The sequence below is a fragment of the Mesorhizobium sp. GW821-FHT04C10 genome, assembly GCF_059420305.1.
In genome coordinates, this window is the sequence record NZ_JBWKTL010000001.1 from 467,288 (window position 1) to 493,837 (window position 26,550).

General features: G+C 65.0%; 22 protein-coding genes. 13 read left to right on the forward strand and 9 right to left on the reverse strand.

What is annotated here, in order from left to right; translation table 11 throughout:
- Nucleotides 1-49: 49 nt before the first annotated feature.
- The 12 genes from AC07UC_RS02100 (at nucleotide 50) to AC07UC_RS02155 (ending at nucleotide 17,306) form a co-directional block, all read left to right on the forward strand.
- Nucleotides 50-1,831 carry a sensor histidine kinase gene (locus AC07UC_RS02100; RefSeq protein ID WP_494903751.1) on the forward strand — a complete coding sequence of 594 codons (1,782 nt, stop codon included), beginning with the start codon at nucleotides 50-52 and terminating at the stop codon, nucleotides 1,829-1,831.
- Nucleotides 1,832-1,881: 50 nt separating this feature from the next.
- On the forward strand, nucleotides 1,882-2,343 hold the full coding sequence (locus AC07UC_RS02105; protein ID WP_494903753.1) for an HPr kinase/phosphorylase: 462 nt from the start codon (nucleotides 1,882-1,884) through the stop codon (nucleotides 2,341-2,343).
- A gap of 164 nt (nucleotides 2,344-2,507) precedes the next feature.
- Nucleotides 2,508-2,909, forward strand: coding sequence for a PTS sugar transporter subunit IIA (locus AC07UC_RS02110; protein WP_010912939.1), 402 nt, complete (start codon nucleotides 2,508-2,510; stop codon nucleotides 2,907-2,909).
- Complete coding sequence (locus tag AC07UC_RS02115) at nucleotides 2,906-3,202, forward strand: HPr family phosphocarrier protein (RefSeq protein WP_056569043.1); 297 nt, start codon at nucleotides 2,906-2,908, stop codon at nucleotides 3,200-3,202. The genes AC07UC_RS02110 and AC07UC_RS02115 overlap by 4 nt, the downstream gene beginning before the upstream one ends.
- Nucleotides 3,203-3,383: 181 nt before the next feature.
- Entirely contained in the window at nucleotides 3,384-4,784 is a 1,401-nt protein-coding gene (ahcY, locus tag AC07UC_RS02120; protein ID WP_064985125.1) for an adenosylhomocysteinase, read from the forward strand.
- 199 nt (nucleotides 4,785-4,983) lie between these two features.
- Complete coding sequence (locus AC07UC_RS02125) at nucleotides 4,984-7,536, forward strand: sensor histidine kinase (RefSeq protein WP_494903756.1); 2,553 nt, start codon at nucleotides 4,984-4,986, stop codon at nucleotides 7,534-7,536.
- A gap of 8 nt (nucleotides 7,537-7,544) precedes the next feature.
- Nucleotides 7,545-9,056 (forward strand): tRNA (adenosine(37)-N6)-threonylcarbamoyltransferase complex ATPase subunit type 1 TsaE, encoded by a 1,512-nt coding sequence (tsaE, locus tag AC07UC_RS02130; protein ID WP_494903758.1) that lies wholly within the window; start codon nucleotides 7,545-7,547, stop codon nucleotides 9,054-9,056.
- Nucleotides 9,053-9,799 (forward strand): nucleotidyltransferase family protein, encoded by a 747-nt coding sequence (locus AC07UC_RS02135; protein ID WP_494903760.1) that lies wholly within the window; start codon nucleotides 9,053-9,055, stop codon nucleotides 9,797-9,799. The genes tsaE and AC07UC_RS02135 overlap by 4 nt, the downstream gene beginning before the upstream one ends.
- Nucleotides 9,796-12,930: a double-strand break repair protein AddB gene (gene addB / locus AC07UC_RS02140; RefSeq protein ID WP_494903762.1), complete on the forward strand. Its 3,135-nt coding sequence runs from the start codon at nucleotides 9,796-9,798 to the stop codon at nucleotides 12,928-12,930. The genes AC07UC_RS02135 and addB overlap by 4 nt, the downstream gene beginning before the upstream one ends.
- On the forward strand, nucleotides 12,927-16,433 hold the full coding sequence (gene addA, locus AC07UC_RS02145) for a double-strand break repair helicase AddA (RefSeq protein WP_494903764.1): 3,507 nt from the start codon (nucleotides 12,927-12,929) through the stop codon (nucleotides 16,431-16,433). Before addB ends, addA begins: the two co-directional genes overlap by 4 nt.
- A gap of 77 nt (nucleotides 16,434-16,510) precedes the next feature.
- Complete coding sequence (gene trxA / locus AC07UC_RS02150) at nucleotides 16,511-16,834, forward strand: thioredoxin (RefSeq protein WP_140770268.1); 324 nt, start codon at nucleotides 16,511-16,513, stop codon at nucleotides 16,832-16,834.
- A gap of 190 nt (nucleotides 16,835-17,024) precedes the next feature.
- Nucleotides 17,025-17,306, forward strand: coding sequence for a cupin domain-containing protein (locus AC07UC_RS02155; protein WP_494903766.1), 282 nt, complete (start codon nucleotides 17,025-17,027; stop codon nucleotides 17,304-17,306).
- Between the two features lie 30 nt (nucleotides 17,307-17,336).
- Here AC07UC_RS02155 and AC07UC_RS02160 read toward each other — a convergent pair whose 3' ends face one another.
- The 5 genes from AC07UC_RS02160 to AC07UC_RS02180 form a co-directional block, all read right to left on the reverse strand.
- Nucleotides 17,337-18,662 carry a bifunctional folylpolyglutamate synthase/dihydrofolate synthase gene (locus AC07UC_RS02160; RefSeq protein ID WP_494903768.1) on the reverse strand — a complete coding sequence of 442 codons (1,326 nt, stop codon included), beginning with the start codon at nucleotides 18,660-18,662 and terminating at the stop codon, nucleotides 17,337-17,339.
- 182 nt (nucleotides 18,663-18,844) lie between these two features.
- A complete protein-coding gene (gene accD, locus AC07UC_RS02165) occupies nucleotides 18,845-19,771 on the reverse strand; it encodes an acetyl-CoA carboxylase, carboxyltransferase subunit beta (protein ID WP_202324922.1) in 927 nt (308 codons plus the stop codon).
- A 48-nt stretch (nucleotides 19,772-19,819) separates the two neighbouring features.
- Nucleotides 19,820-20,659 carry a tryptophan synthase subunit alpha gene (gene trpA, locus AC07UC_RS02170; RefSeq protein ID WP_140770275.1) on the reverse strand — a complete coding sequence of 280 codons (840 nt, stop codon included), beginning with the start codon at nucleotides 20,657-20,659 and terminating at the stop codon, nucleotides 19,820-19,822.
- Nucleotides 20,660-20,661: 2 nt separating this feature from the next.
- On the reverse strand, nucleotides 20,662-21,912 hold the full coding sequence (gene trpB / locus AC07UC_RS02175) for a tryptophan synthase subunit beta (protein WP_202324923.1): 1,251 nt from the start codon (nucleotides 21,910-21,912) through the stop codon (nucleotides 20,662-20,664).
- Between the two features lie 33 nt (nucleotides 21,913-21,945).
- Nucleotides 21,946-22,605 carry a phosphoribosylanthranilate isomerase gene (locus AC07UC_RS02180; protein WP_494903771.1) on the reverse strand — a complete coding sequence of 220 codons (660 nt, stop codon included), beginning with the start codon at nucleotides 22,603-22,605 and terminating at the stop codon, nucleotides 21,946-21,948.
- A gap of 120 nt (nucleotides 22,606-22,725) precedes the next feature.
- Between AC07UC_RS02180 and AC07UC_RS02185 the strand changes: the two genes are divergently transcribed.
- Nucleotides 22,726-22,944, forward strand: coding sequence for a hypothetical protein (locus AC07UC_RS02185; RefSeq protein WP_140770281.1), 219 nt, complete (start codon nucleotides 22,726-22,728; stop codon nucleotides 22,942-22,944).
- Here the strand turns inward: AC07UC_RS02185 and AC07UC_RS02190 are convergent, their stop codons facing one another.
- From AC07UC_RS02190 to AC07UC_RS02205, 4 genes are all read right to left on the reverse strand, one after another.
- Nucleotides 22,945-23,703: a M48 family metallopeptidase gene (locus AC07UC_RS02190; protein ID WP_140770283.1), complete on the reverse strand. Its 759-nt coding sequence runs from the start codon at nucleotides 23,701-23,703 to the stop codon at nucleotides 22,945-22,947.
- 98 nt (nucleotides 23,704-23,801) lie between these two features.
- Nucleotides 23,802-24,284: a DUF2852 domain-containing protein gene (locus tag AC07UC_RS02195; RefSeq protein ID WP_140770285.1), complete on the reverse strand. Its 483-nt coding sequence runs from the start codon at nucleotides 24,282-24,284 to the stop codon at nucleotides 23,802-23,804.
- Nucleotides 24,285-24,401: 117 nt separating this feature from the next.
- Nucleotides 24,402-25,544 (reverse strand): benzoate/H(+) symporter BenE family transporter, encoded by a 1,143-nt coding sequence (locus AC07UC_RS02200; protein ID WP_140770287.1) that lies wholly within the window; start codon nucleotides 25,542-25,544, stop codon nucleotides 24,402-24,404.
- 2 nt (nucleotides 25,545-25,546) lie between these two features.
- The gene (locus AC07UC_RS02205) at nucleotides 25,547-26,335 is read right to left on the reverse strand and encodes an alpha/beta hydrolase (RefSeq protein WP_494903774.1); all 789 of its coding nucleotides are present in this window, start codon (nucleotides 26,333-26,335) and stop codon (nucleotides 25,547-25,549) included.
- Between the last annotated feature and the right edge of the window lie 215 nt (nucleotides 26,336-26,550).

A 26,550-nucleotide genomic window follows, 5' to 3' on the forward strand; every position in this document is an offset into this window, starting at 1 on the left:
AACCATTTCTCTATTCCCTACTCACTAACTAGGCAGGGCCTGCTATTCGATGGCAGTGGAAGCACAGCGAACAAGACCGGCGGGCGCCAGGCGGCCGTCGCGCATCATGCCGTCCTTCGTGTCGAAGATCACCGTTCCGATGCGCCGCTTCCTCGGCCATCACATCTTTTCCAGCCTGACGCGGCGCATTCTGTTTCTCAACCTTGCCGGCCTTGCCGTCTTGGTCACCGGCATCCTCTACCTCAACACCTTCCGCGACGGGCTGATCGATGCCCGCGTCGAAAGCCTGATGACGCAGGGCGAGATCATCGCCGGCGCGATCGCGGCATCGGCGACGGTCGAGACCGATTCGATCAGCATCGATCCGGAAAAGCTGCTTGAGCTGCAGGCCGGCGAAAGCCTGGGGCCGGGCTCCGACCAGCTCGACAATCTGGATTTCCCGATCAATCCCGAACGTGTCGCGCCGGTGCTGCGGCGGTTGATCTCGCCGACCCGGACGCGGGCACGCATCTATGACCGCGACGCCAATCTGCTGCTCGATTCGCGCCATCTCTATTCGCGCGGCCAGATCCTGCGCTACGACCTGCCGCCGGTCGACGAGGAAGAGCCCGACCTTGTCGAGCGCATCCAGAAGTTCATCTTCGACTTCTTCCGCAACACCGACCTGCCGGTCTATCACGAACAGCCGGGCGGCAATGGCGCGGCCTTCCCGGAAGTGGTCAAGGCGCTGACCGGCAGCCCGTCGACCATCGTGCGCGTCTCGGAACAGGGCGAGCAGATCGTTTCGGTGGCGGTGCCGATCCAGCGCTTCCGCGCCGTTCTCGGCGTGCTGATGCTGTCGACCGAGGGCGGCGACATCGACAAGATCGTCGCCGCCGAGCGCAAGGCGATCCTGCGCGTCTTCGGCATCGCGGCACTCGTCACCGCCATCCTGTCGATGCTTTTGGCCTCGACCATCGCCAACCCGCTGCGCCGGCTGTCGGCGGCGGCGGTGCGGGTCAGGCGCGGCGTCAAGAGCCGCGAGGAGATCCCGGACTTTTCCGACCGGCAGGACGAGATCGGCAATCTGTCGGTCGCGGTGCGCGACATGACCAACGCGCTCTATGCCCGCATCGAGGCGATCGAAAGCTTCGCCGCCGACGTTTCCCATGAATTGAAGAACCCGCTGACGTCGCTGCGCAGCGCGGTGGAGACACTGCCGCTGGCCAAGAACGACAATTCGCGCAGCCGGCTGATGGAGATCATCCAGCATGACGTCCGGCGGCTGGACCGGCTCATCACCGATATTTCCGACGCCTCCCGCCTCGACGCCGAACTCGCGCGCGAAGACGCGGGAACCGTGGACCTGAAGAAATTCGTCACCGATCTGGTAGCCGTGTCGCGCGAGGCCACCCGCAACAAGAAAGCGGTCGAGATCGAACTCAAGGTCGCCAAGTTGCCGCAGGGCGTCAAAGGCTATTTCGTCGTCGGCCACGATCTGCGTATCGGCCAGGTCATCACCAATTTGATCGAGAATGCGCGCTCCTTCGTTCCCGAGGACCACGGCCACATCAGCCTTTCGCTGGCGCGCGCTGGCAAGTTCAATATCCTCACCGTCGACGACAACGGTCCCGGCATCCGCGCCGACAACATCGACCGCATCTTCGAGCGCTTCTACACCGACCGGCCGGCCGGCGAGGCGTTCGGCCAGAATTCGGGCCTTGGCCTGTCGATCTCCAGGCAGATCGTCGAAGCCCATGGCGGCACGCTGACCGCCGAGAACATTCCCGGCACCAAGCCCGGCGAGATCAAGGGCGCGCGCTTCGTCGTGACGCTGCCGGCCGAAGCATGATCCCGAACCGAAGGGCAGCGGGATCATGTCCGTTGCAAAAGACGTGATCCGTGCGGCCTGAAAACATTCACGCGACGGCGGTGCTGATCGGCGAACGTGGCATTCTGGTCAGCGGCGCGTCCGGTTCAGGCAAGACGACATTGGCGCTGACGCTCATCGACCATTGCCGTCAGCGCGGATTGTTCTCACGGCTGGTCGGCGACGACCAGCTTCTCATCGAGGCGCATGGGGGGGAGGCGCATGCGGGGCGGCTGGTATGCCGCGTACCCGCCACCATCGCCGGCCTTGCCGAAGTGCCGGGACTTGGACCCCGGCCGCTGCCGTTCGAACCCGCCTGCGTCATCGACCTGCATATACGCCTGCTGCCGGCTGACGAGATCGCGCGCTTCCAGGAGGACGCCAGTGACGAGATCGCCGGGTGCGTGGTGCCACGCATCGATCTGGCCGAACGCAATGTCCAGGCTGCCCTGCCCGCCGTGATGGCGCGGCTGTCCATCATGCCTTTTCTATGATCCGCCCGGCATTTTTTGCTGCAATGCGTCAAAATGGCATGGGCAGGCGCAATTTTGGGCTTGTCAACGGGCCGCGCGTCGACAAGATAGCGCTCCCGCCGCCTGGAATGGCTGGCGAGCATAAAATGCGCCTGTGAAGCGGCGATGACGGGAGCCACCAAAGAATGATCGGACTCGTGCTTGTAACGCACGGTCAACTGGCCACCGAGTTCCGACATGCCGTCGAACATGTCGTCGGGCCACAAGACAATTTCGAAACCGTGGCGATCGGTGCCGACGACGATATGGAACAGCGTCGCCGCGATATCGTCGACGCTGTCGCCCGTGTCGATACCGGAGCCGGCGTCATCGTGCTGACCGACATGTTCGGCGGCACGCCGTCGAACCTTGCCATCTCGGTGATGGAGTCCGGCCGCACCGAGGTGATCGCCGGCATGAACCTGCCGATGCTGATCAAGCTGTCGTCGATCCGCAAGGGCGACAACATGGCGGCCGCGCTCGATGAGGCGCAGGCTGCCGGCCGCAAATACATCAATGTCGCCAGCCAGCTTCTGAGCAGCAAATGAACGCGCTATCATCGGAAAAAGACCAGATTGTCCGGGAGTTTCCGATCGTCAACCAGCGCGGCCTGCATGCACGCGCCTCGGCGAAATTCGTCCAGCTCGCCAGCGGCTTCAATGCCGCGGTCCATGTCGAGAAGGACGGCGTCAAGGTCGGCGGCACGTCGATCATGGGCCTGATGATGCTGGCCGCCAGCCCGGGCTACTCGATCCGCGTCACCGCCAGCGGACCCGAGGCGCTCGAGGTGATGGATGCGCTGGAGCAGCTTGTCGCCTCCCGCTTCGGCGAGGAATGCTGATCCCCTGCATCGCCAAGGCATGCTTGCGAGACATGCAGGGATAAAGATTTCTTTATATCCCATTGTCGTTTCGACATCGATCTGCTAGTCAGGCCGGCAATTCGCGCCCTTCGACGCGCCGACCGGCGCGGGCGCATCCGCAACCAATTCGCAGCATAACAATTCGCATCGGAGCACTGCCATGACGGGTAGCAAGGATTATGTGGTCGCCGACATCTCGCTTGCCGGCTGGGGCCGCAAGGAACTCGATATCGCCGAAACCGAAATGCCGGGCCTGATGGCCTGCCGCGAGGAGTTCGGCGCCAAGAAGCCGCTGAAGGGCGCGCGCATCACCGGCTCGCTGCACATGACCATCCAGACCGCGGTGCTGATCGAGACGCTGAAGGCGCTCGGCGCCGATATCCGCTGGGCGTCCTGCAACATCTTCTCGACCCAGGACCATGCCGCCGCGGCGATCGCCGAGGCCGGCATTCCTGTCTTCGCCGTCAAGGGCGAGAGCCTCGAACAGTACTGGGACTACACCGACCGGATCTTCCAGTGGACAGACGGCGGCCTCTCCAACATGATCCTGGACGACGGTGGCGATGCCACCATGTACATCCTGATCGGCGCCCGCGCCGAGGCCGGCGAGGACGTGCTGTCCAACCCGCAGAGCGAGGAAGAGGAATATTTCTACGCCCAGGTCAAGAAGCGCCTGAAGGCTTCGCCCGGCTTCTTCACCAAGCAGAAAGCGGCGATCCGCGGCGTCACCGAAGAGACGACCACCGGCGTCAACCGGCTTTACCAGTTGCAGAAGAAGGGCCTGCTGCCCTTCCCCGCCATCAACGTCAACGACTCGGTCACCAAGTCGAAATTCGACAACAAGTACGGCTGCAAGGAATCGCTGGTCGACGGCATCCGCCGCGGCACCGATACGATGATGGCCGGCAAGGTCGCGGTCGTCTGCGGTTATGGCGACGTCGGCAAGGGCTCGTCCGCCTCGCTGAAGGGCGCCGGCGCCCGCGTCAAGGTCACCGAGGTCGATCCGATCTGCGCCCTGCAGGCGGCGATGGACGGCTTTGAAGTCGTCACGCTGGAAGACGCGGCTCCGACCGCCGACATCGTCATCACCACCACCGGCAACAAGGATGTCGTCACCCTCGACCACATGCGGTCGATGAAGGACATGGTGATCGTCGGCAATATCGGCCACTTCGACAACGAGATCCAGGTCGCGTCGCTGCGCAATCTGAAGTGGACCAACGTCAAGCCGCAGGTCGACATGATCACCTTCCCGGACGGCAAGCGGATGATCCTCTTGTCGGAAGGCCGCCTGCTTAATCTCGGCAATGCCACCGGCCATCCGAGCTTCGTCATGTCGGCCTCCTTCACCAATCAGGTTCTGGCCCAGATCGAGCTGTTCACCAAGGGCGAGCAGTACCAGAACCAGGTCTATGTTCTGCCCAAGCATCTCGACGAGAAGGTCGCGCGCCTGCACCTCGACAAGCTCGGCGCCCGCCTGACCGAACTGTCGGGTGAGCAGGCCGCCTATATCGGCGTCACGCCGCAGGGTCCGTTCAAGCCGGAACACTACCGCTATTAACCAAAGCTAAATTTACTACCATATATTGACGCCGGGCGATTGACTTTTCGCCCGGCTTTATTTTTGCGCGCGATCAGCCTTCACGGCGATTCGGCGAGGGTTTATTGTCAGGTGATTCGCGACGCTTCCGGCCCGAGAGGGGATCAGAGAGGCGCGTTTCAGGGCGGTCTTGCATTCAGGCGGCGGAGAGGACCAAGACATGCCGGGGCAAAACCCGCACGGAGCGGGATCGGCCGTTTCCGGCGGCCATGACGATTCGGGGACCTTAGGCTCGGCCATCCAGGGCGGACGCCTTTCATGGCGTGCCCGTGCCGGACTGTTGGCCAGTTCGGCACTGGCCTGGCCTTTGGCCGGCGCCGTGGCGCATGCCGAGACCGCCGCCGTGGCGACCGCCGGCCTGTCGATCAGCACGGTCGAAGTCATGCAGCTTGCGGTGTTCGTCGGCGTGACGGGCGCGGCGCTGCTGTCGGCCATCGTTCTCATCCGCGAGCGGGCCCGCACCTCGGCGGAGAATGTCGAACTGAGAAGCCGCGTCGCCGACGTCAACGCGGCACTGCGCCGGTCGGAAGCGTTGCTCAATCTGCGCGACCAGCGCGTGGTCGTCTGGGCCTCGGAGAACAAGAAACCCGAACTCGTCGGCACATTGCCGGTTGAAAGCGGCGCCCCCGAGGAGCGGGCGGCTTTCCTCGCTTTCGGCCGCTGGCTGATGCCGCGCTCGGCGGCGGCACTCGAACATGCGGTCGCGGGCTTGCGCGAAAAGGCGAGGCCTTTCGACCTGGTCATCGAATCGCAGGCCGGCGCACCGCTCGAAGTGCACGGCCGCAAGAGTGCCGCGCATATATTGGTGCGGTTTGTCTCGCTTTCCGAGACGCAGCGCAGCCAGGCCCGGCTGAGGATCGAGAACCAGCGGCTGGCCGCCGACCATGACACGATGATCGGCCTGCTCGAGGCGCTGAAGATGCCGGCATGGCTGCGTGACGAGCACGGACGCCTGAAATGGGTCAACCGGGCCTATGCCGACGCGGTCGAAGCCGAGAGTGCGGAAGCCGCCGTCCGCGACGCCAAGGAGTTTCTTGGCGGCCAGGCGCGCGAGGCCATTGCCACCCAACACAAATCGCATCCGGTCTTCGAGCAGTCGCTTTCCACTGTGATCGAAGGCGACCGCCGCGTGTTCGCGGTGACCGACGTCGCCGGCGGCGACGGTTCGGCCGGCCTTGCCTGCGACACCAGCGCGATCGAGACCATCCGCGGCGAATATGAGCGGACGGTGCGCAGCCACGCCGACACGCTCGACCAGCTCAACACCGCGGTCGCCATCTTCGACACCGACGAGAAGCTGCGCTTCTTCAACCAGGCGTTCCAGAAGCTGTGGGGGCTCGACAGCGGCTTCCTGCACAGCGCTCCAGACAATGCGCTTTTGCTCGACCGGCTGCGCAGCGAAGGCAAGATCGCCGAACAACCCGAATGGCGCCGCTGGAAGGAAGGCCTGCTCGGCGCCTACCGCGCGGTCGAATCGCAGGAACATTGGTGGCATCTACCGGATGGCAAGACCATTCGCGTCGTTGCCAACCCGCAGCCCAAGGGCGGCGTCACCTGGGTGTTCGAGAACCTGACCGAGAAGATGGACCTGGAAAGCCGCTACCGGACCGCGGTGCGGGTCCAGGGCGAAACGCTCGACAATCTCGCCGAGGGCGTGGCGGTGTTCGGCCCCGATGGGCGGCTGCGGCTGTCGAACCCTGCCTTTGCCACGCTGTGGGGGCTGAGCGCCGACGCCGCCAAGCCCAACGTGCACGTGTCGACGATCCGCGATCTTTGCGACCGGCAGGCGGTCGACAGCCCCTGGCCGGGCTTCGTTGCCGCCATCACCGGGTTCGACGATGAGCGTCGCGACCGTCACGGCCAGAGCGAGCTCAACAACGGCACCGTGCTGCGTTACGCCGTGATTCCACTGCCCAACGGGCAAGTGATGATGACCTTCGTCGACGTCACCGACAGCGTCCGTGTCGAACGCGCGCTGAAGGACAAGAACGAGGCGCTGGAAAAGTCGGATCAGCTCAAGAACGACTTCGTCCAGCACGTGTCCTACGAACTGCGCTCGCCGCTGACCAACATCATCGGCTTCACCGAACTGCTTTCAGTGCCCACGACCGGGCCATTGAATCAAAAGCAGCGCGAATATGTCGAGCATGTCAGCTCGTCCTCCTCGGTCCTGCTGACCATCGTCAACGACATACTGGACCTTGCGACCGTCGACGCCGGCATCATGCAGCTCGACATTTCAGAGGTTCATGTCGACCGCACCATCGCGGCGGCGGCGGAACTGGTTGCCGACAGGCTGCAGGAGCATTCGATCCGACTCGAGGTCGATGCCACCGCTGCGCCGAAGACCTTCCACGGCGATGAGACCCGCATCCGCCAGATCCTCTACAATCTGCTCAGCAATGCCGCCAATTACGCACCGGAAGCTAGCAGCATCCGGCTCGCCTGCCGCCAGTTGGCGGACGGGGTGGAATTCTCGGTTCATGACGACGGCCCCGGCATGCCGCCGGATGTGCTGGATTCGGTGTTCCGCCGCTTCGAACCGCGTACCAATGGCGGCCGCAGGCGCGGCGCCGGCCTTGGCCTGTCGATCGTCAAGAGCTTCGTTGAACTGCATGGCGGCGGCGTTCGCATCGAAACCGGCAAGGACAAGGGCACGACCGTCATCTGCACCTTCCCCGACATGCCCGGCATCCGCGCCGCGGCCGAGTAGCGCGCTCGATGACGGGGCTTGTGCTGGAGCGTTTGCTCCCTGATGAGACACAGACCGCGCGGCTGGGCGAGGATCTGGCGCTGGCGCTGCGTGCCGGCGATGTGCTGGCGCTCAAAGGCGATCTCGGCGCCGGCAAGTCGACACTTGCGCGGGCTCTGATCCGAACGCTTGCGGACGATGCCGGCCTCGACGTGCCGAGCCCGACCTTCACTTTGGTGCAGAGCTACGACACGCGCATTCCGGTGCATCATTTCGACCTCTACCGCCTGGCGTCGGCGAGCGAGCTCGACGAACTCGGCTTCGATGAAGCGCTGACGCAAGGGGCAGCCCTGGTCGAATGGCCCGAGCGGGCGGAGGGCTATCTGCCGAAGACAGCGCTGTCGATCGAACTCGTCCAGCATGGCGAAGGGCGGCTGGCGCGGCTGTCGGGGCAAGGCGCGGCCTTCGAGCGGGCGGCGCGGTCCCTGGCCATGCGCGATTTTCTCGACAGCGCCGGCTGGGGGACAGCGCGGCGCCGCCATTTCATCGGCGATGCCTCGGCCCGTTCCTATGAGATCGTGACACTTGCAGGCCAGGAGCCTCGCGTGCTGATGAACTCGCCACGGCTGGTGCTCGGCCCGCCGGTGCGCGACGGCAAGCCCTATGCCGTGATCGCGCACACCGCCCGGTCGGTCTCGGCCTTCGTCGCCATCGACCGCGCCTTGAAGGCCGGCGGCGTCAGCGTTCCGCAAATCCATGCCGAGGACCAGGACCAGGGGTTTCTGCTGCTCGAGCATCTCGGTTCCGAAGGGTTTCTAGGCAAGGACGGCGAGCCGGTGGCCGAACGTTATGCGGCGGCGGCCGAACTGCTGGCCATGATGCATGGCAAGACCTGGCCGCGGCGCCTGGAGGCCGGACCGGGCAGCTTCCACGAGGTGCCACCTTTCGACCGCGATGCGATGATGATCGAAGCCGATCTTTTGGTCGACTGGTATGTGCCGGCCATATCGGGTGGCCCGGCCAGCCAAGATCTGCGCACGGGCTACGCCAGGCAATGGAACGCGCTTTTCGACCGGCTGCAGGCAAGCGAATACACGCTGATGCTGCGCGACTTCCATTCGCCCAACATCATCTGGCGCGGCGACCGCTCCGGGCATGACCGGCTGGGCATCGTGGACTTCCAGGACGCGCTTATCGGCCCGTCGGCCTATGACGTCGCCTCGCTTGCCATGGATGCCCGTGTCACCCTGTCGCCCGCGATCGAAAAGCAGACACTTGATGCCTATGTCGCGGCGCGACATGCAGCAGGGGCTTTCAACGAAGCGAGTTTCCTGGAGGCCTATGCAATCATGGCCGCGCAGCGCAATTCGAAGATCCTCGGCATTTTCGTGCGTCTCGAAAAGCGCGACGGCAAACCCTATTATCTCAGACACCTGCCGCGCATCCGCGACTATCTGCGCCGGGCGCTGTCCCATCCGGCGCTCGCCAGCCTGAAGGATTTCTACGGCACGCACGGGCTGCTGGAGGAACGAGCGCTGTGACAGCAAGACCGGACACGGCCATCGTGCCCCAAACTGCAATCGTACTCGCCGCCGGGCTCGGCAAGCGCATGCGGCCGATCACCGACACCATCCCCAAGCCGCTGGTCAGGATCGCCGGCAAGACCTTGCTCGACTGGGGTCTCGACAGCCTCGCCGCCGCCGGCGTCGCCAAGGCCGTCGTCAACGTCCACTATCTTCCCGAACAGATCGTTGCCCATGTCGCGACGCGCCATGTGCCCCGCATCATCATTTCCGACGAGAGCGACCGGCTGCTCGATTCGGCCGGCGGCATCGTCAAGGCGCTGCCGGAACTGGGCGAACAACCCTTCTACATCCTCAACGCCGACACGTTCTGGATCGACCACGGCCCACTCAATCTCGGCCGCCTCGCCCTTGCATGGAACGCCGCGAAAATGGATATTCTGCTGATGCTGGCGGATCTCCATCAAGCGACCGGACACTGCGGCTCAACCGACTTCCTGGTGGCGCCGGACGGCACCTTGCGGCGTTCAAAAGGCGATCCGGCAGGCCTGATCTATGCCGGCGCGGCGATCGTCCATCCGCGCCTGTTCGCGGACGCATCCGCCGAACCGCATTCGCTCAACGCCTATTTCGACAAAGCCATCGCCGCCGGCCGCCTGTTCGGCATGCCGATGCACGGCCACTGGATCACTGTCGGCACGCCCGATGCCATTGCGCTCGCTGAAGCGGCAGTCGCCGGCGCGCTGACCGAGTCGCAATGAGCGGCACAGGCCGCGTTTTCTCCATCCCCCCCGGAGCGCCGTTTCTGCCGACGCTGGCCGAGGCGCTGCTTGCCGGTCGACTGGTTCCCGGATTTCGCTTCGACGGCGATCCGCTCGCTCTGGCCGATGTCACCATCTATGTGCCGACGCGCCGTGCCGCGCGCGCCTTGCGCGGTGTCTTCGTCGACAGTCTCGCGGCGCGCGGCGGCGGCGGTTCGGCGATCCTGCCGGTCATCCGTCCGCTCGGCGAGTTCGACGAGGACGAAGCGGCGTTCGATGCCGAGCCATCGGCGGCGATCGATCTCGCGCCACCGATCTCGGCAATCGAACGACTGTTGCTGCTGACGCCGCTGGTGCGCGCCTGGAAGCGCCGGCTGCCGGAGCATGTGGCGAAGCTTTTCGCGGAGGAGATCGTCATTCCCGCGTCCACCGCAGACGCGATCTGGCTGGCGCGCGACCTCGCGGCGCTGATGGACGAGATCGAGACGGAAGGCACCGACTGGGCAAAGCTTGAAGGCCTGGTGACCGGCAACCTCGCCGGCTGGTGGCAGGTAACGCTCGAATTCCTCGGCATCGTCACCGATGCCTGGCCGAAATTCCTCAGTGAAAGCGACCGCTCCAATCCGGCCGCGCATCGCAGCGCGCTGATCCGCTCCGAGGCGGCGCGGCTGCGGCGCAATCCGCCGGCTGGACCGGTCATCGCAGCGGGATCGACCGGCTCGATACCGGCCACGGCGGAGCTGCTTGCCGCGATCGCCCGCCTGCCCGGCGGGGCCATCGTGCTGCCCGGGCTCGACCGCACGCTGGACGAGGCATCCTTCCAGGCGCTCATCGCTCCCGGAGCGCGGCCAGCGGTGCTTGGCCACCCGCAATACGGCCTCGCCAGGCTGATCGGCAAGATCGGCGTGCTGCGCTCGGATGTCGAGGAAGTCAGCGCCGCCGAACCGCACCTCGCGCTTCGCGCCGCGCTTGTCGGCGAAGCACTGCGGCCAGCCGAGACCACCGAATTGTGGGCCGAAACGCGCAATGGTTTTTCGGCACCCGATATTGCAGGTGCCTTCGCCGGCGTGACCCTGCTTGAAGCAGCCAGCGAGCGCGACGAAGCCGTCGCCATCGCGGTTGCCCTGAAGCAGGCGGTAGAGGAGCCGGGCCAAAGAGCTGCCCTCGTCACCGGCGATCGCGCGCTGGCGCGGCGCGTCTCGGTCGAACTCAAGCGCTTCGGCGTTGTCGCCGATGATTCCGGCGGCACGCCGCTCGCCAACAGTCCGGCGGCCAGCCTGCTCAGGCTGGCGCTCGAGGCGGTGTTCCGGCCGGGCGATCCGGTCGGCCTCTTGTCACTGCTCAAGCATCCGCTGCTCGGCCTCGGTCTCGAACGCGCTGACGTGCGCCATGCGGCGGAACTGGTCGAACTGGTGGCGTTGCGCGGCGGCACCGGCCGTCCCAACATCGCATCACTGCCGGAACTGTTCGAAACCCGCCTCATTGGGCTCGGCGATGACAGCCGGCCACCCTTCTGGTTTTCCCGTCTGACCGTGCGCGCCATCGAAAGCGCACGGAATTTGCTCGAAGGTCTGAAGCAAGCCCTGGCTCCGCTGATGGCCTTTCGCGGCCAGGCGGATGCCGATCTTGCCGCCTTGGTCAAAGCCAGCGTTGTGGCCCTGGAAAATCTCGGCCGCGCCGCCGACGGCGGCCTTGCCGACCTCTATGCCGGTGACGCCGGAGAAAAGCTTGCCGAACTGCTGCGCGGGCTGGTCGCCGCTTCGGCGCCGCTGTCGTTCGCGGCGAGCGAATGGCCCGATGTGATGGACGCGCTGATCGCGCCCGAAACGGTCAAGCCGGCGCAAGGCACCGACCGGAACATCGCCATCTGGGGCGCGCTGGAAGCGCGGCTGCAGGACGTGGACACGCTGGTCATTGGCGGGCTCAACGAAGGCGTCTGGCCGCGCAAGCCGGAGAGCGACCGCTTCATGTCGCGGCTGATGAAGACCGGTATCGATCTCGAACCGCCGGAACGGCGCATCGGCCTTGCCGCGCATGATTTCCAGATGGCCATGGGTGCGAAGAAGGTTCTGCTGGCCCGCTCGGCGCGTTCCGGCGACGCACCCGCCGTGCCATCGCGCTGGCTGCAGCGGCTGCTCACCTTCATCGGCAACGAGCAGGCGGCAACCCTGCGCGGGCGCGGCGACGAGCTGCTCGCCTGGGCTCGTGCTCTCGATACCGGACCGAAGCAGGATTTCGCGCCGCGGCCGCAACCGAAGCCGCCGCTGCAGGTGCGCCCGACGCATTTCTCGGTCACCGAGATCGAGACGTTGCGCCGCGATCCCTACGCCGTCTACGCAAGACGGATCCTCGGCCTGATGCCGCTCGATCCTGTGATCCGCGACCCCGGCGCGGCCGAGCGCGGCACGCTGTTCCATGCCATCCTGCATCTGTTCTCGTCCAAGGTGGCCGATCCGCGCGCGCCCGAGGCGCTGGCCGGCCTCATTGCCGCCGGCCGCGCCTGCTTTGCCGAGGCTGCCCTTCCAGCTGATGTCGAGGCGGTGTGGTGGCCGCGCTTCGAGAAGCTCGCCGCCAACATCATCGAATGGGAGCGCACACGCGCCGATGCGGTGGTCCAACGACATGCGGAAGAGAGGGCGGGAAAGACCGTCGTCGGCCAGTCCGGCGTGACGCTGTCCGGCTACGCCGACCGCGTCGACCTGCTGGCCGGCGGGATGGCCGATATTCTGGACTACAAGACAGGCTCCTCGCCCTCCAAGGCGCAGGCGCACACGCTGCTGGCGCCGCAACTGGCGCTGGAGGGCGCTCTTCTTAGGCGCGGCGCCTTCAAGGATCTGGGCGCGCGTGAACCGTCGCAACTGGCCTTCATCAGGCTGAAGCCGAATGGCGAGGTGTTCGAGGAGTCCATCCTCGAACACAACCGCCAGCCGCGAACCGCGGCCGATCTCGCCGAGGAAGCCTGGGCACGGCTGGAAAAGCTGCTGGTCCACTACGCCGATCCGCAAACCGGATACCTGTCGCGCGCACTGCCGTTTCGTGAAGGCGAGACCGACGGCGACTACGATCATCTCGCCCGCGTGCTCGAATGGTCGGCCGGCGGCGATGCCGGCGACGAGGGAGGTGAGGCATGAAGAAGGCCTATCCCATCCCGAGCGACACCGCGACCAGCCAGGCCCGCGCCGCCGATCCCATGAATTCCGCCTGGGTGTCTGCCAATGCCGGCTCAGGCAAGACCCATGTGCTGGCCCAGCGCGTCATCCGGTTGCTGCTCAACGGCACCGACCCGTCGAAGATCCTGTGCCTGACCTATACGCGCGCCGCCGCCGCCAACATGTCGAACCGGGTTTTTTCCACGCTGTCGGACTGGACCGTGCTCGGTGATGCCGAGCTGGCCGTGAAGATCGAAGCCCTGGAAGGGCGCCGGCCGGACCGCGATACCATGCGGCGCGCCCGTCGCCTGTTCGCCGAGGCGCTGGAGACGCCGGGCGGGCTGAAGATCCAGACCATCCACGCCTTCTGCGAATCCGTGCTCCACCAGTTCCCGCTGGAAGCCAACATTCCCGCCCATTTCGAGATGCTCGACAGCCAGATGGAGGCGTCGCTTTTCGCCGCTGCGCGCCGCGAAATGATTTCAGCCGCCGGCGACGCGGATTTGACCGAGGCCTTCGCCACTGTTCTGGAGCGCGGCGGTGAAGCCGGTCTCGATGCGTTGCTCGGCGAGATCGTGCGCAAGCGCGATGGCTTGCGCGATTTCCTCGATGCGGTCGGGCATGACGGCTTCCAACCTTTGTTCGACGAATTCCATTTCCGCCCGGGCCAGACCGCCGAGGGCCTGGCCGCATCGGTGTGGCCACTGCCGGGCTTCCTGCCGGATTATTTCGCCGGCTTTGCCCAGGCCGCCGAATCCACCGATGCCAGATCGGTGCTGAACAACATCCTGCCCTATGCGCGTCAGGCCTTCGCAGAGAGCGATTCCATTCACCGCCTGCAATTGCTCGCCAGAGCATTCCTCAAGACCGATGGCGATCCCTATGATCCGGCAAAGGCCTTCAAGAAGGCTCTGACCGACCGCCTGCCGGATCTGGCCGAGCGCTACCTCTCGGCCGCGAACGCCATCATCGAAACCGTCGACCGGCTGGCGCTGTTCCGGATGCTGGAAGGCACGCGTGCGGCGCTGACCATCGCCGACTGGCTGATCGCCCGCTACGAGGTGGTGAAGCGCAGTCGCGGCTTTCTCGACTTCAACGATCTGATCACCCGCACGGTCAACCTGCTGGCACGGCCCGATGCCGGCCCATGGGTGCAATACAAGCTCGACCAGGGCATCGACCACATCCTGCTCGATGAAGCGCAGGACACCAGCCCGGATCAATGGGAGGTGGTGAAACGGCTGGCGGAGGAATTTTTCGCCGGGCTCGGCGCGCGCGACAGGGTCCACCGCACGGTCTTTGCCGTCGGTGACGAAAAGCAGTCGATCTATTCCTTCCAGGGCGCCGCGCCCGACTCCTTCGCCGACAGCCGGCTGCTGTTCGCCGGCAGGGTGCGCGATGCCGAGGCGTCGTTCGCCGACCTCAAGCTGACATGGTCGTTCCGCTCGACCGACGACGTACTGGCCGCCGTCGACCGCGTCTTTGCTGATCCTGTCGTGCGGCGCGGCATCAGCCACGATCCCGATCCGCTGAGCCACAAGGCGATCCGCACCGATGCGCCGGGCTATGTCGAGGTCTGGCCGTCGCTCGGCACTGAAGCCGTCGATGAGCCCGACGATTGGACGCAGGCGATCGACCATGCCCACGCGCCGGCGGTGCGCGTCGCCGAGAATGTGGCAGCCACCATTGCCGGTTGGATCGGCAAGGGCGAAATCATCGAGGGCCGCGGCAAGCGGCTGCGGCCCGGCGACGTGCTGGTGCTGGTGCGCAAGCGCGACAGCTTTGTCCATGCGCTGACCCGCGCCTTGAAACGCCGCGACATTCCGGTCGCCGGCGCCGACCGGCTGAGCCTGCCCGGCCATATCGCGGTCAAGGACCTGATCGCGCTCGGCCATCTGCTGATCCAGCCGCAGGACGATCTGTCGCTCGCCGCCGTGCTGCGCAGCCCGATCTTCGACTTGCCGGAGGAGACGCTGTTCACACTCGCCGCGCAGAGGGCGCCCGGCTTGTCGCTGGCCACATCGCTGCGCCAGTATGCCGAAGAAAACGGGCGCCTGGCGAAGGTTGTCGCGCAACTCGACGTCTGGGCTGACGAGGCCGCCTTCAAGCCGGTGTTCGAATTCTATGCCGGCCTGCTCGCGCGCGATGGCGTGCGCCGGAAGATGATCGCGCGGCTCGGGCCGGAGGCCGGCGATATTCTCGACGAATTCCTGAGCTTCTGCCTTGCCGAGGAGCGGACCGGCCTGCCCGGGCTGGAGGCCTTCCTGTCGACGCTGGAAAATGCCGGTCCCGAGATCAAGCGCGAGATGGACCAGACCCGTGACGAGGTCCGCGTCATGACCGTGCACGCGGCCAAGGGTTTGGAGGCGCCGGTCGTGTTCCTGGTCGATGGCGGCTCCGCCCCGTTCAGCGACCAGCATCTGCCGCGCCTGATGCCTTTCAAGGGCTCGGGCACATACTGGGACGGCAAGGGCTATCTCTGGCGCTCGGCCAGCGATGTCGCCAACGGCTTTTCCAGGGCCGCGGCGGTGCGGGCGCGGGAACTCGCCGACGACGAATACCGCCGCTTGCTCTATGTCGGCATGACCCGTGCCGAGGATCGGCTGATCGTCTGCGGTTACCATGGCAAGCGGGCGCCGAATGCCGGCACCTGGCATTCGATCGTGAGCCGCGCCTTGATCGGTGCGCCCGAGAGCGAACGGCGTCCACATCCCGCCGGCGGCGACGCGGTGCATCGTTTCCACGTGACCAATCTGCCGCCCGTCGCGGCGGGCGCCAGTGAACAAGCGCGGCAGGCCGATGCTTTCGGGCCGTTGCCGGCGACCTTGTTCCGGCCTTTGCCACCCTTCGAGGATCTGCCGCGGCCGCTGTCGCCATCCGGCGCCTCGGCGCTGATCGACGAAGGCAAGGAAGCGGTGGTCGACAGGGCTTCGCCGGTGCTGGACGCCGATGCCGAACCGGGCTTTGCCGTGCTGCGCGGGCTCGCTTTGCACAAGTTGCTGCAGATGTTGCCCGGCATTGCCGAGGGTGAGCGCCAGGGCGCGGCCGAGCGTTATCTCGCGCGAACGGGTGCCGCGTGGCCGCCGTCCGAGCGGGACAAGGCGCTTGCGTCGGTCATTGCCATCCTCGACGATCCACGCCTCGGCCAACTGTTCGCGCCATCTTCCCGCGCCGAGGTGGCGATCATGGGCAAGCTGGATGTGAGGGGGAAAAAGCGTTCCATTTCCGGCAAGATCGACCGGTTGGCGGTGACCGCCGACACGGTTTCTATCGTCGACTACAAGACCAACCGGCCGGCGCCTGCGTCGCTGGCTGAAGTCCCGCCGGCCTATCTTTTGCAGTTGGCGCTTTATCGCGCGCTGCTCAAGCCGCTTTATCCCGGTCGCGAAGTGAAGGCGGCTCTCTTGTTCACAGAAGCGCCAAGGCTGATCGAACTGCCGGCCCAGGCCATGGATGACGCCCTTGCCCGACTCACGGGAGCGTGACACAAGACCTGCTTGAAGAAGGGCGCGACAACCACCACATTTGGTGGGACAAAAAACTCTCGAAAGGAATTTTCCGCATGGGTGCCACCGTCAAGGTCGACAAGAACAATTTCCAGGCCGACGTGCTCAACGCCAAGGAGCCGGTCGTGGTGGATTTCTGGGCTGAATGGTGCGGCCCGTGCAAGATGATCGGCCCGTCGCTGGAAGAGATCGCCACCGAGCTCGGCGGCAAGGTCAAGATCGCCAAGCTCAACATCGACGAGAACCCCGAGCTTGCCGCGCAGTTCGGTGTGCGCTCGATCCCGACGCTGATGATCTTCAAGGGCGGTGAAGTGGCCGACATGAAGGTTGGTGCCGCTCCGAAGACCGCGCTGTCGCACTGGATCAATGGCAGCCTCTGATCCATCTGTTTAGACGCAATTCCGGACAGAAAACCGCTTCACGCTTTTCTTGGAATTGCTTTGAAATCCCCGATAGCAAAAGCCCGGCCGTCACGCCGGGCTTTTTGTTGGCGCCATCGGCCAACCCGCTCTGGCCCTCACATCAGGGCACGCCATGTCTTCTGTTGGCAGCAGAAACAAGGAGAGCGACATGACCGGATCCGCCAAGGCCACCGTCTTCATCGACAATGAGCGCGTCATCGTCACCGAATACCGCTTCCAGCCGGGTGACAACACCGGCTGGCATCGCCACGGCCACGATTATGTCGTGGTGCCGCTGATGGACGGCAAGCTGAAGCTCAAGACCAAGGACGGCGAAACCATCGCCGAGATGAAGAAAGGCGCTCCCTATTTCCGCAAGGAAGGCGTCGAACACGACGTCATCAGCGCCAATGACGGCGAATATGCTTTCATCGAGATCGAGCTGAAGTAAGCGGCCGCATTGACTAAGCGATGAACGGCATCACGTCGGCGGCGTGCCGTTCTCGGCCAGTACTGCCCCAGCCAGATAGAGCGAACCGCCGATCAGGATGCGGGGCGCCGGGCCGTCCCAGGTGTCGCGCAGCAGCATCAGCGCACTGGCGACGGAGCTGACCGGCTCGGCGCTCAGCCCGGCTTCGGCGGCGCGTATCGCCAGTTCGTCGTTGGGCACGCCGGCGTCGCTCATGCTCACCGGCACGGTGTAGACATGCCGGACGAGGCCCTTGAAGGCGCGGAAATAGCCGCTCTGGTCCTTGGTGTTGATCATGCCCGAAATGAGGAAGAGCGGGCGCGGGTTCTTTTCCTCCTGCTCGGCCAGAGCTTCGGCAACGACCAAGCCGGCGCCGGGATTGTGGCCGCCATCGAGCCAGATGTCGGCACCCTTCGGCGCCAGCTCCGCCAGCCGGCCCTGCACCAGTTTCTGCATGCGGCCGGGCCAGGCGACACTGGTCATCGCCTTCTCGGCGGCGCGGTGGCTGATCTCGAAGCCGGCCGCCTTGACGGCGGCAATCGCCGCCGCCGCATTGGCGAATTGGTGGCGCCCCGGCAGACGCGGCGGCGGCAGGTCCATCAGACCGTCCTCGTCCTGGTAGACCATGCGGCCGTTCTCCTCGAAGGCGAGGAAATCCTGGCCGTAGACGAAAGTCGGGCACTCCAGCCGCTCGGCGGTCTCGATCAGCACCTGCAGCGCCGTCTCGCTTTCCTGCGCGCCGATCACCACCGGGCAGCCACGCTTCATGATGCCGGCCTTTTCAGCCGCGATCAGCTCGACCCGGTCGCCGAGATAGGCTTCGTGGTCCATCGACACCGGCATGATCACCGACACGGCGGGCCTGGCGACGACATTGGTGGCGTCGAAGCGTCCGCCGAGGCCGACCTCGATGATGGCGGCTTCGGCCGGATGTTCGGAAAACAGGATGAAGGTGACAGCGGTGAGTATCTCGAAGACGGTGATCTTCTGGCCGTCATTGGCCTTGGCGACACGGGCAATGGCCTCGGCGAAGGTCTCGTCGTCGACCAGTTTGCCACCACCCTCGGCGGCGAGCCTGTAGCGCTCGGCCCAGCTCACCAGATGCGGCGAGGTGTGGACATGGACAAGGTGGCCGGCGGCTTCAAGCAGCGCGCGCGAAAAGGCGGCGCAGGAGCCCTTGCCGTTGGTGCCGGCGATGTGGATGACCGGCGGCAGCAGATCCTGCGGATTGCCCAGCCGCTCCAGAAGCCGCGTGATACGGTCGAGCGAAAGGTCGAAACCTTTCGGGTGAAGCGCCATCAGGGCTTCGATTTCGCGGTCGGCGGCAAGCGTTGTCATGACAAAATCCCGGCGCATGGCCCGAGCACCAGAATCAATCCGGAATGGCCATGGCAATCAAAAGGCTACAGCGCGCGACCGCCCTCGTGCAATCGCGGTCGCGGCGACCAAAGTCGTGTTTCGTGCATGTCGTTTTCCCGAAACCGAGGCCACTTTCGGGCGACATGCACAGCGTCGCGTCCTCAGGCTTGCGGTCGGGCTTCGGTCGTAACCACCGCCGGCGGCAGGATTTCCGGCTCGAGCGGCTTTTGCTCTTCCGGCATCTTGAGCAGCATCTTCAACAGCCGCGCGATGGTCTGGCGCAGCTCAAGCCGCGACACCACCATGTCGACCATGCCGTGCTCCATCAGATATTCGGAGCGCTGGAAGCCGTCCGGCAGCTTTTCCCGGATGGTCTGCTCGATGACACGCGGGCCGGCAAAACCGATCAGCGCGCCGGGCTCGGCGATGTGCACGTCGCCCAGCATGGCATAGGAGGCGGTGACGCCGCCGGTGGTCGGGTTGGTCAGCACGACGATGTAGGGCAGGCCGGCTTCCTTCAGCCGGTCGACGCCAACCGTTGTGCGCGGCAGCTGCATGAGGGACAAAATGCCTTCCTGCATTCGCGCGCCGCCGGACGCGGCGAACAGGATCAGCGGCCGCTTGCGCTGCAGGGCGACCTCGAATGCGTGCACGATGGCGTCGCCGGCGGCCATGCCGAGCGAACCGCCCATGAAGGCGAAATCCTGCACCGTCACCACCACCGGCAGGCCTTCGATGGTGCCCAGCGCGTTGACGATCGCGTCTTCCAGCCCGGTCTTGGCCTTGGCGTCCTTCAACCGGTCGGTGTAGCGCTTCTCATCGCGGAACTTCAGCGGATCCTGCACTACCTTCGGGTTTTCGAGCTGTTCGTATTTGCCGTCGTCGAGGAAGTACTTCAGCCGCTCCTTGGCCGAGATCTTCATGTGATGGCCCGAAGACGGGATGACGAACTGGTTGGATTCCAGATCCTTGTGGAACACCATCTCGCCGGTCTCCGGATCCTTGATCCAGAGATTCTCGGGCATGTCGGTGCGCCGGCCGAGCATCGAATTGATCTTCGGGCGAACGTAATTGGTGATCCAGTTCATCGCTTCGGCTCCTGTCCTGACGAAGAGTTGGCTAAAGACGTAGGAAGACTATTCGGCAGCAGCAAGGCGGGCCGAGCGCACGCCTTGCGCCAGGCCGCTGACCAGCGTGGCAACGGCCTCGGCCGGGTCCGCGGTCTTTTCGCCCTTCGGCCCCAGCACATTGGCGACCGCATTGACGATGGCCGTACCGACGACGACGCCATCGGCATTGGCGCCGATGACACGCGCCTGTTCGGCGGTCTTGACACCGAAGCCGACGCAGACCGGCAGGTCGGTATGACCCTTGATGCGCTTAACCGCCGCCGCCACCTTGCCGGTGTCGGCCAGCGCCGAGCCGGTGATACCGGTCATGGAGACGTAATAGACGAAGCCGGACGTGTTCTGCAGCACCTTGGGCAGACGCTTGTCGTCAGTGGTCGGCGTCGCCAGGCGGATGAAGTTGATGCCGGCTTTGAGCGCCGGAATGCAGAGTTCCTCGTCCATTTCCGGCGGCAGGTCGACGACGATCAGGCCATCGATGCCACTGGCCAGCGCATCTTTCAGGAAGCGGTCGACGCCATAGATGTAGATCGGGTTGTAATAGCCCATCAGCACGATCGGAGTTTCATTATCGCCGGCGCGGAAATCCGACGCCATCTTCAGCGTCTTGACCAGCGTCTGGCCGCCTTTCAGCGCGCGCAGGCCTGCCGCCTGGATCGCCGGACCATCGGCCATCGGATCGGAAAACGGCATGCCGAGTTCGATGATGTCGGAGCCGGCGCCGGGAAGCGCCTTCATGATCGACAGCGAGGTGTCGTAGTCGGGGTCGCCGCCCATGAAATAGGTGACGAGCGCCGGACGGCCTTCGGATTTGAGCTTCGCCATGCGGCGGTCGATGCGGGTCACCATGATCAGATCTCCATGCCCAGCATCGAGGCCACCGTGTGCACGTCCTTGTCGCCACGGCCCGACAGGTTGACGATGACGATCTGGTCCTTGTCCATGGCGGGCACGATCTTGACCGCATGCGCGATGGCGTGCGCGGATTCCAGCGCCGGGATGATGCCTTCGACGCGCGTCGTCAGCTTGAAGGCTTCCAGCGCCTCGTCGTCGAGGATCGGCACATATTCGACACGGCCGGAGTCGCGCAGCCAGGAATGCTCCGGGCCGACGCCGGGATAATCGAGACCGGCCGAGATCGAATGGCCGTCCATGATCTGGCCGTCGGCATTCTGCAGGAGATAGGTGCGGTTGCCGTGCAGCACGCCGGGCGAACCGGCGTTCATCGACGCGCAATGCTCGATGCCGTCGAGGCCACGCCCGCCGGCCTCGATGCCGATGATGCGCACCTCCTTGTCGTCCAGGAACGGATGGAACAGGCCGATGGCGTTCGAACCGCCGCCGACGGCGGCAATGATGGTGTCCGGCAGCCGGCCTTCCTGCTCGAGGATCTGCGCCCGCGCCTCGGTGCCGATGACCGACTGGAAGTCGCGCACCAGTTCCGGATAGGGATGCGGCCCGGCGGCGGTGCCGATCAAATAATAGGTGTCCTCCACATTGGTGACCCAATCGCGAAGCGCTTCGTTCATGGCGTCCTTCAGCGTGCCGTGGCCGGCGGTGACAGGCCGCACTTCGGCGCCGAGCAGCTTCATGCGGAAGACGTTGGGGCTTTGCCGGGCAACGTCGGTCGCGCCCATATAAACCACGCAAGGGAAGCCGAAGCGCGCGGCGACGGTGGCCGACGCCACGCCATGCTGGCCAGCACCGGTCTCGGCGATGATGCGCTTCTTGCCCATGCGCTTGGCCAGCAGGATCTGGCCGAGGCAATTGTTGATCTTGTGGGAACCGGTGTGGTTCAGGTCCTCACGCTTGAAATAGACCTTGGCGCCGCCCCCGAGGCCCTTCGCCGCGGAAACCTCACGAAGATGCTTGGTCAGGCCTTCGGCGAAATAAAGCTTCGACGGCCGCCCGGCATAATGGGTCGAAAGATCGGTCAGCTCAGCCCTGAACTCCGGATCGTTCTTGACCTCGTTCCAGTGCCGCTCAAGATCGAGGATCAAAGGCATAAGCGTTTCGGCGACGAAACGGCCGCCGAAAATGCCGAACATGCCCTGTTCGTCGGGTCCGGTACGGAAGGAATTGGGTGTCGCCGGCTTGTTCATCGCCGATCTCCTAAATCTTGATTAGAAGCCCGATCAGGCGGCGCGGTCGTCGCGTGCTGCCCGGACGGCCCGGAAAAACTGTTCGATCAGCGCCGGATCCTTGACGCCCGGCGCGCTTTCCACGCCCGACGAAATGTCTATTCCGGGCGGGTTGGCAAGCCGAAGGGCATCGCCGATGTTGGCGGCGTTGAGCCCACCGGAAAGCATGTAATCGACGCCGGCGTCAAGGCCGCCGAGGATGCGCCAGTCGAAGGCCACGCCATTGCCGCCCGGCAGTTCGGAACCCTTTGGCGGCTTGGCATCGAACAGGAGCCGGTCGGCGACGCCGATGAAAGGCTTGATCCGGTCGAGGTCGGTGACCTCACTGAGCGGCAGCGCCTTCATCACCGGCAGGCCGTAGCGGGCTTTCAGTTCGGCCACACGCTCGGGGGTTTCCGAGCCGTGCAGTTGCAGCATGTCGGGCTGCATTTTTTCGACGATCTCGTCCAGGAAGGCGTCGCTGGCGTCAACCGTGACGGCAACCGCCAAGGCCTTGCCACGTGCCGCTTCGCGCAGGCGTCCGGCTTCCACCGGCTCGACATAGCGCGGGCTTTTGGCAAAGAAAATGAAGCCGACATGGCTGGCACCGCCGGCCAGCGCCGCGGCCATTGCCTGGTCGGTCTTCAAGCCGCAGATCTTGATGTCGAGCGCCATGGCGCGGGAATTGGCATGAAATCGAGACAGAGTCGAGAAAAAGCATGCTGTTTGCCGGCAGGGCCAAAGGCGCTACCTATTGATGGACGGATAGACAGCATGCCGGGCGGGAGAAAGATCATGGCCGACACAACCATTGCCGAACTGAAGCAGAAGATAGCGCAGGCACACGAGGTCATCGCGCACCTGATGGACAAGGCCGCCTTCAACGGCGCCGAAGCGCATCGGGCGCTGGAGTATTTCGGCGGCGATACGTTTGACCGGAATTTCCTGCCCTGGCCGCATCATGGCGATGAGGGGCTGCGGCCGGATGAACTCAATGCGGCCAACGACGATTGACTACTCGAACACGATCGCCTGCAACGCGCCGCCGTTGCGCTTCAGCCAGTCCTTGCAGCGGTCGGTGTCGGGGCAGAGTTTTTCGCACAGTTTCCAGAATTTCGGGCCGTGGTTCATCTCCTTGAGATGCGCCACCTCATGCGCCACGAGGTAGTTTATGACCGGCTGCGGCGCCATCATGATGCGCCAGGAGAAGGAGAGATTGCCTTCCGAGGTGCAGGAGCCCCAGCGGCTGGACGTGTCCTTGTAACGGATCGCCTTGGCGCGCTTGCCGAGCGCCTCGGTGTGTCTGGCCACCAGCTTCTCGATCTCCTTCTTGGCCTCGCGCTTGAGGAAATCGGCGATGCGGCGCGGCAGATGTATCCGGTCGCCATGCACGATCAGCAGCGGCCCGCGCTCGTCGCGCGATACCGTGACGGTGCCGCGTTTCGACGGCTCATGGACGATACGGTGCGGCACGCCCCGGATCGGGATCCTGATACCCGGCCGCACCTGTGGCCGCGTCGGCACTTTTGCGAGCCGCTGCTCCAGCCAGTCCTGGTGACGCTCGAGGAACCGGTCCACCTCGCCGCGGCGCAGGCCTGGCGGCACGGTGATGCGCAGGCCCTGGCCGCCGGAATCGATGCGCAACGTCAGGCGTCGCGCCCGCGCGCTCTCGACGATCTTGAGCGGCAGCGTGCGGCCGGCAACGCAATATTCGCGCTCCACGACAGGCGTGGGCTTGGGCTTCGTCAGATTGCGAAAGAATCCGATGGTCATGGCGGGACGATACGCGATTCGAGAAAAACGACTAGAACAAAAAAGAAACGGCGCCGCTCGCGCGACGCCGTTCTCATACCTTGGCCTGTCGCTCGGCCTCAGTCGTCAAGCAGGTTCGAGCCCTTGCCACGCTTGGCCGGGGTCGTGCCGGTGCTCGGATCGGTCTTCGCCGGAGCGGTCGACTTGTTGCGCTTCGCCATGAAGCGGTCGAACTCGTCCTGATCCTTGGCGCGACGCAGTTCGCGGGCATAGTCGTCGAACTCGGTCAGCATGTCGTCGAGCTTGCGGCGTTCCTCGGCGAGGCGCTCAAGCTCCTTTTCGCGCCAGTCGTCGAAAGCGACGTTGCCGGTGCGGGCGGAGCCGTTGCCCCAGCGCGCGGCCTTGTCGGAACCACGGCGGCAGCCGGCGAAGATGCCGTCGGTCGCGCGGTTGACGTCACGCTTGAAGCCGTCGAGCCGGTCGCCCCAGATGATGTAGGCGAGCATGGCGAAGCCGAGCGGCCAGAACACCATGAAGCCGATCACCATCAACGCGATGGTTGCCGGCGTCCAGGCCGGGCGGATCAATGCAGATGTGTTCATTTTCTCCCATTCCTTCGGTTGGAGACAGCCAGGACCGGCTGCGTGGAATCGAAATGGGAAGACAAAAACGGCGATTCAAGACAATGTCCGCCAAAACCGGACAAGCTTCTGAAATGATTATCGCTTTTTGAGCATGTCGAGGAAAAGCACGCCCAACCCGGCAATCAGCCCCCAGAACGCGGCGCCGACGCCGAACAGTGTCAGCCCCGAGGCGGTGACGACAAAAGTGACGGTGGCGGCCATCCGGTCGGCCTCGTCCTTGAGCGCGATCGCCAGCGCGTTGGCGAGCGAAGCCATCAACGCAAGCCCGGCCACCAGCACGATCAGGCTCTGCGGCAGGACAGCGAAGATGGCCACCAGCGAGGCGCCGAAGATCGCGAAGACGAGATAGGCGAGCGCATAGAACGGCCCGGTCTTCCAGCGCTCGGCGGGGTCAGGATGAACGTCCGGCCCGGTGCAGATTGCCGCCGAAATCGCCGCCAGATTGGTGGTCGAGCCGCCGAACGGCGCCGACAGCAGCGAAAACAGGCCGGTGACGCCGATCAGCGGGCCGGGCTCCGGGTGGTAGCCGGCGGCGCGCAACACGGCGAGGCCGGACAGGTTCTGCGACGCCATGGTGACGAGGTAGAGCGGCAGCGCCAGGCCAATCATCGCCTTGGCGGTGAAATCAGGTGCAATCAGCGTCAGTGTCGACAGCTCGGGTGTCGGCAGGCCGCCGACACGGCCGGTGAGAAACGCGGCGAGACCGCCGCCGATCAGCACCGCCAACACCGACAGCGCCGGGTTGAACAGGCGGATGATGAAGAACGCCGCGATCAGCGGCAGGATCAGCCAGGGGTCGGCGGGAACGGTCTTGACCGCATTGAGGGCGAAGGTGACGACGATGCCGGCCAGCATGCCTGAGGCGACCGAGGGCGGTATCCTGGAGATCAATTGCGTCAACGGCCGAAACAGGCCGGTGGCGATCAACAGGATGGCGGTGACGATGAAGGCGGCGACGGCCTCGCCGATCGAAAAGCCGGTCGAGGCAGCCATCAGCGCCAGGCCCGGCGTCGACCAGGCGGTGATGACGGGCATCTTCGTGCGCCAGGACAGCCACAGGCTCTCGACCGCCATGGCCAGGCAAATGGTCGTCACCCAACTCGCCGTCTGGACTTGCGTCGCGCCGACCGCGTGGGCGGCGGCAATGACGATGGCCAGCGTGCCGCCGAAGCCGACGATGGCCGCGACAAAGGCCGAGATCGGGATGGAAAGGCGCATTCTCACCTGCCCCGCCCGGCCATGTCGCCGACCGCCCGCACCAGCATGTCGAGATCCAGCGGCCGCGACAGGCGATGATCGCCGTCGGGAATGAGCGACAGCGTGACATCATCGGCCGGCAGCAGGCTGACAAGCTTCAGCGCATGGCTCGACGGAACGTCGGCATCGGCCAGGCCCTGCAGGATGTGAACCGGGCAATGGGTGTCGATAGGCCCCGTCATGACCAGGTTGTCGCGCCCATCCTCGATCAACGCGCGCGTGTAGATATAGGGCTCCGTGGAATAGTCCGACGGCTCGGCGAAGAAGCCCTTTTCGGCGAGGTCGTGCTTCTGCGCGGGGGTCAGCACCGGCTCGACCAGCTCGGCGGTAAAATCCGGCGCCGGCGCCAGCAGCACCAGGCCGACGACGGATGCGTCCCCCGCCTTGCGCAATTCCTGCACCATGCGCAGCGCGATCCAGGCGCCCATGGACGAGCCTACCAGGATCTGGCTGCCGCTGGCGAAATGCCGGAACACGGCGAGGCTTTGCGAAAGCCATTTCGAAATCGTGCCGTCGGCAAAGGCGCCGTCGGATTCGCCGTGTCCTGAATAGTCATGGCGCAGGAAGGCGCGGCCTTCCCTTGCCGCCCAGTCCGACAGCGTCTGCGCCTTCGTGCCCAGCATGTCCGACTTGTAGCCGCCCAGCCAGACAATGCCGGGCGTCGAACCCGCCATATGGCGCACCGCGATGCGCGATCCCCCAACATCCGGAGAGACAGGGACATCGAGAAAGGTCGGGGGCGTGACGGTCATGGCTTTTTCCTCAGGCCCCTCTTTTGGCACGGCGTTCTTGTGGCACAGCCACAGGCGTGGCGAAAAGTGCTCGCGCCGTTTCTTTGTTTGGTGCAGGCCAGCGATCAGGGTGATTTTCTGTCAATGCTGTGCTATTGACTCCGCCCGCGCGCTCACCACATTGGCGCGTCCACGCATCAGACTGACAAATCCTGAACGAAACGGCCAAGGAGACC

Excerpts from the sequence above, each read along its gene's own strand:
- trpB (WP_202324923.1), bottom strand. The coding sequence starts at position 21,912 with ATGAACAAGCCGGCGACACCCAATTCCTTCCGTACCGGACCCGACGAA.
- tsaE (WP_494903758.1), top strand. The coding sequence starts at position 7,545 with ATGACGGGGCTTGTGCTGGAGCGTTTGCTCCCTGATGAGACACAGACC.
- AC07UC_RS02195 (WP_140770285.1), bottom strand. The coding sequence starts at position 24,284 with ATGAACACATCTGCATTGATCCGCCCGGCCTGGACGCCGGCAACCATC.
- addB (WP_494903762.1), top strand. The coding sequence starts at position 9,796 with ATGAGCGGCACAGGCCGCGTTTTCTCCATCCCCCCCGGAGCGCCGTTT.
- AC07UC_RS02205 (WP_494903774.1), bottom strand. The coding sequence starts at position 26,335 with ATGACCGTCACGCCCCCGACCTTTCTCGATGTCCCTGTCTCTCCGGAT.
- AC07UC_RS02200 (WP_140770287.1), bottom strand. The coding sequence starts at position 25,544 with ATGCGCCTTTCCATCCCGATCTCGGCCTTTGTCGCGGCCATCGTCGGC.
- AC07UC_RS02100 (WP_494903751.1), top strand. The coding sequence starts at position 50 with ATGGCAGTGGAAGCACAGCGAACAAGACCGGCGGGCGCCAGGCGGCCG.
- AC07UC_RS02160 (WP_494903768.1), bottom strand. The coding sequence starts at position 18,662 with ATGACAACGCTTGCCGCCGACCGCGAAATCGAAGCCCTGATGGCGCTT.
- ahcY (WP_064985125.1), top strand. The coding sequence starts at position 3,384 with ATGACGGGTAGCAAGGATTATGTGGTCGCCGACATCTCGCTTGCCGGC.
- AC07UC_RS02125 (WP_494903756.1), top strand. The coding sequence starts at position 4,984 with ATGCCGGGGCAAAACCCGCACGGAGCGGGATCGGCCGTTTCCGGCGGC.
- trpA (WP_140770275.1), bottom strand. The coding sequence starts at position 20,659 with ATGGTGACCCGCATCGACCGCCGCATGGCGAAGCTCAAATCCGAAGGC.
- AC07UC_RS02190 (WP_140770283.1), bottom strand. The coding sequence starts at position 23,703 with ATGACCATCGGATTCTTTCGCAATCTGACGAAGCCCAAGCCCACGCCT.
- AC07UC_RS02185 (WP_140770281.1), top strand. The coding sequence starts at position 22,726 with ATGGCCGACACAACCATTGCCGAACTGAAGCAGAAGATAGCGCAGGCA.
- AC07UC_RS02180 (WP_494903771.1), bottom strand. The coding sequence starts at position 22,605 with ATGGCGCTCGACATCAAGATCTGCGGCTTGAAGACCGACCAGGCAATG.
- AC07UC_RS02155 (WP_494903766.1), top strand. The coding sequence starts at position 17,025 with ATGACCGGATCCGCCAAGGCCACCGTCTTCATCGACAATGAGCGCGTC.
- accD (WP_202324922.1), bottom strand. The coding sequence starts at position 19,771 with ATGAACTGGATCACCAATTACGTTCGCCCGAAGATCAATTCGATGCTC.
- addA (WP_494903764.1), top strand. The coding sequence starts at position 12,927 with ATGAAGAAGGCCTATCCCATCCCGAGCGACACCGCGACCAGCCAGGCC.
- AC07UC_RS02115 (WP_056569043.1), top strand. The coding sequence starts at position 2,906 with ATGAACGCGCTATCATCGGAAAAAGACCAGATTGTCCGGGAGTTTCCG.
- trxA (WP_140770268.1), top strand. The coding sequence starts at position 16,511 with ATGGGTGCCACCGTCAAGGTCGACAAGAACAATTTCCAGGCCGACGTG.
- AC07UC_RS02110 (WP_010912939.1), top strand. The coding sequence starts at position 2,508 with ATGATCGGACTCGTGCTTGTAACGCACGGTCAACTGGCCACCGAGTTC.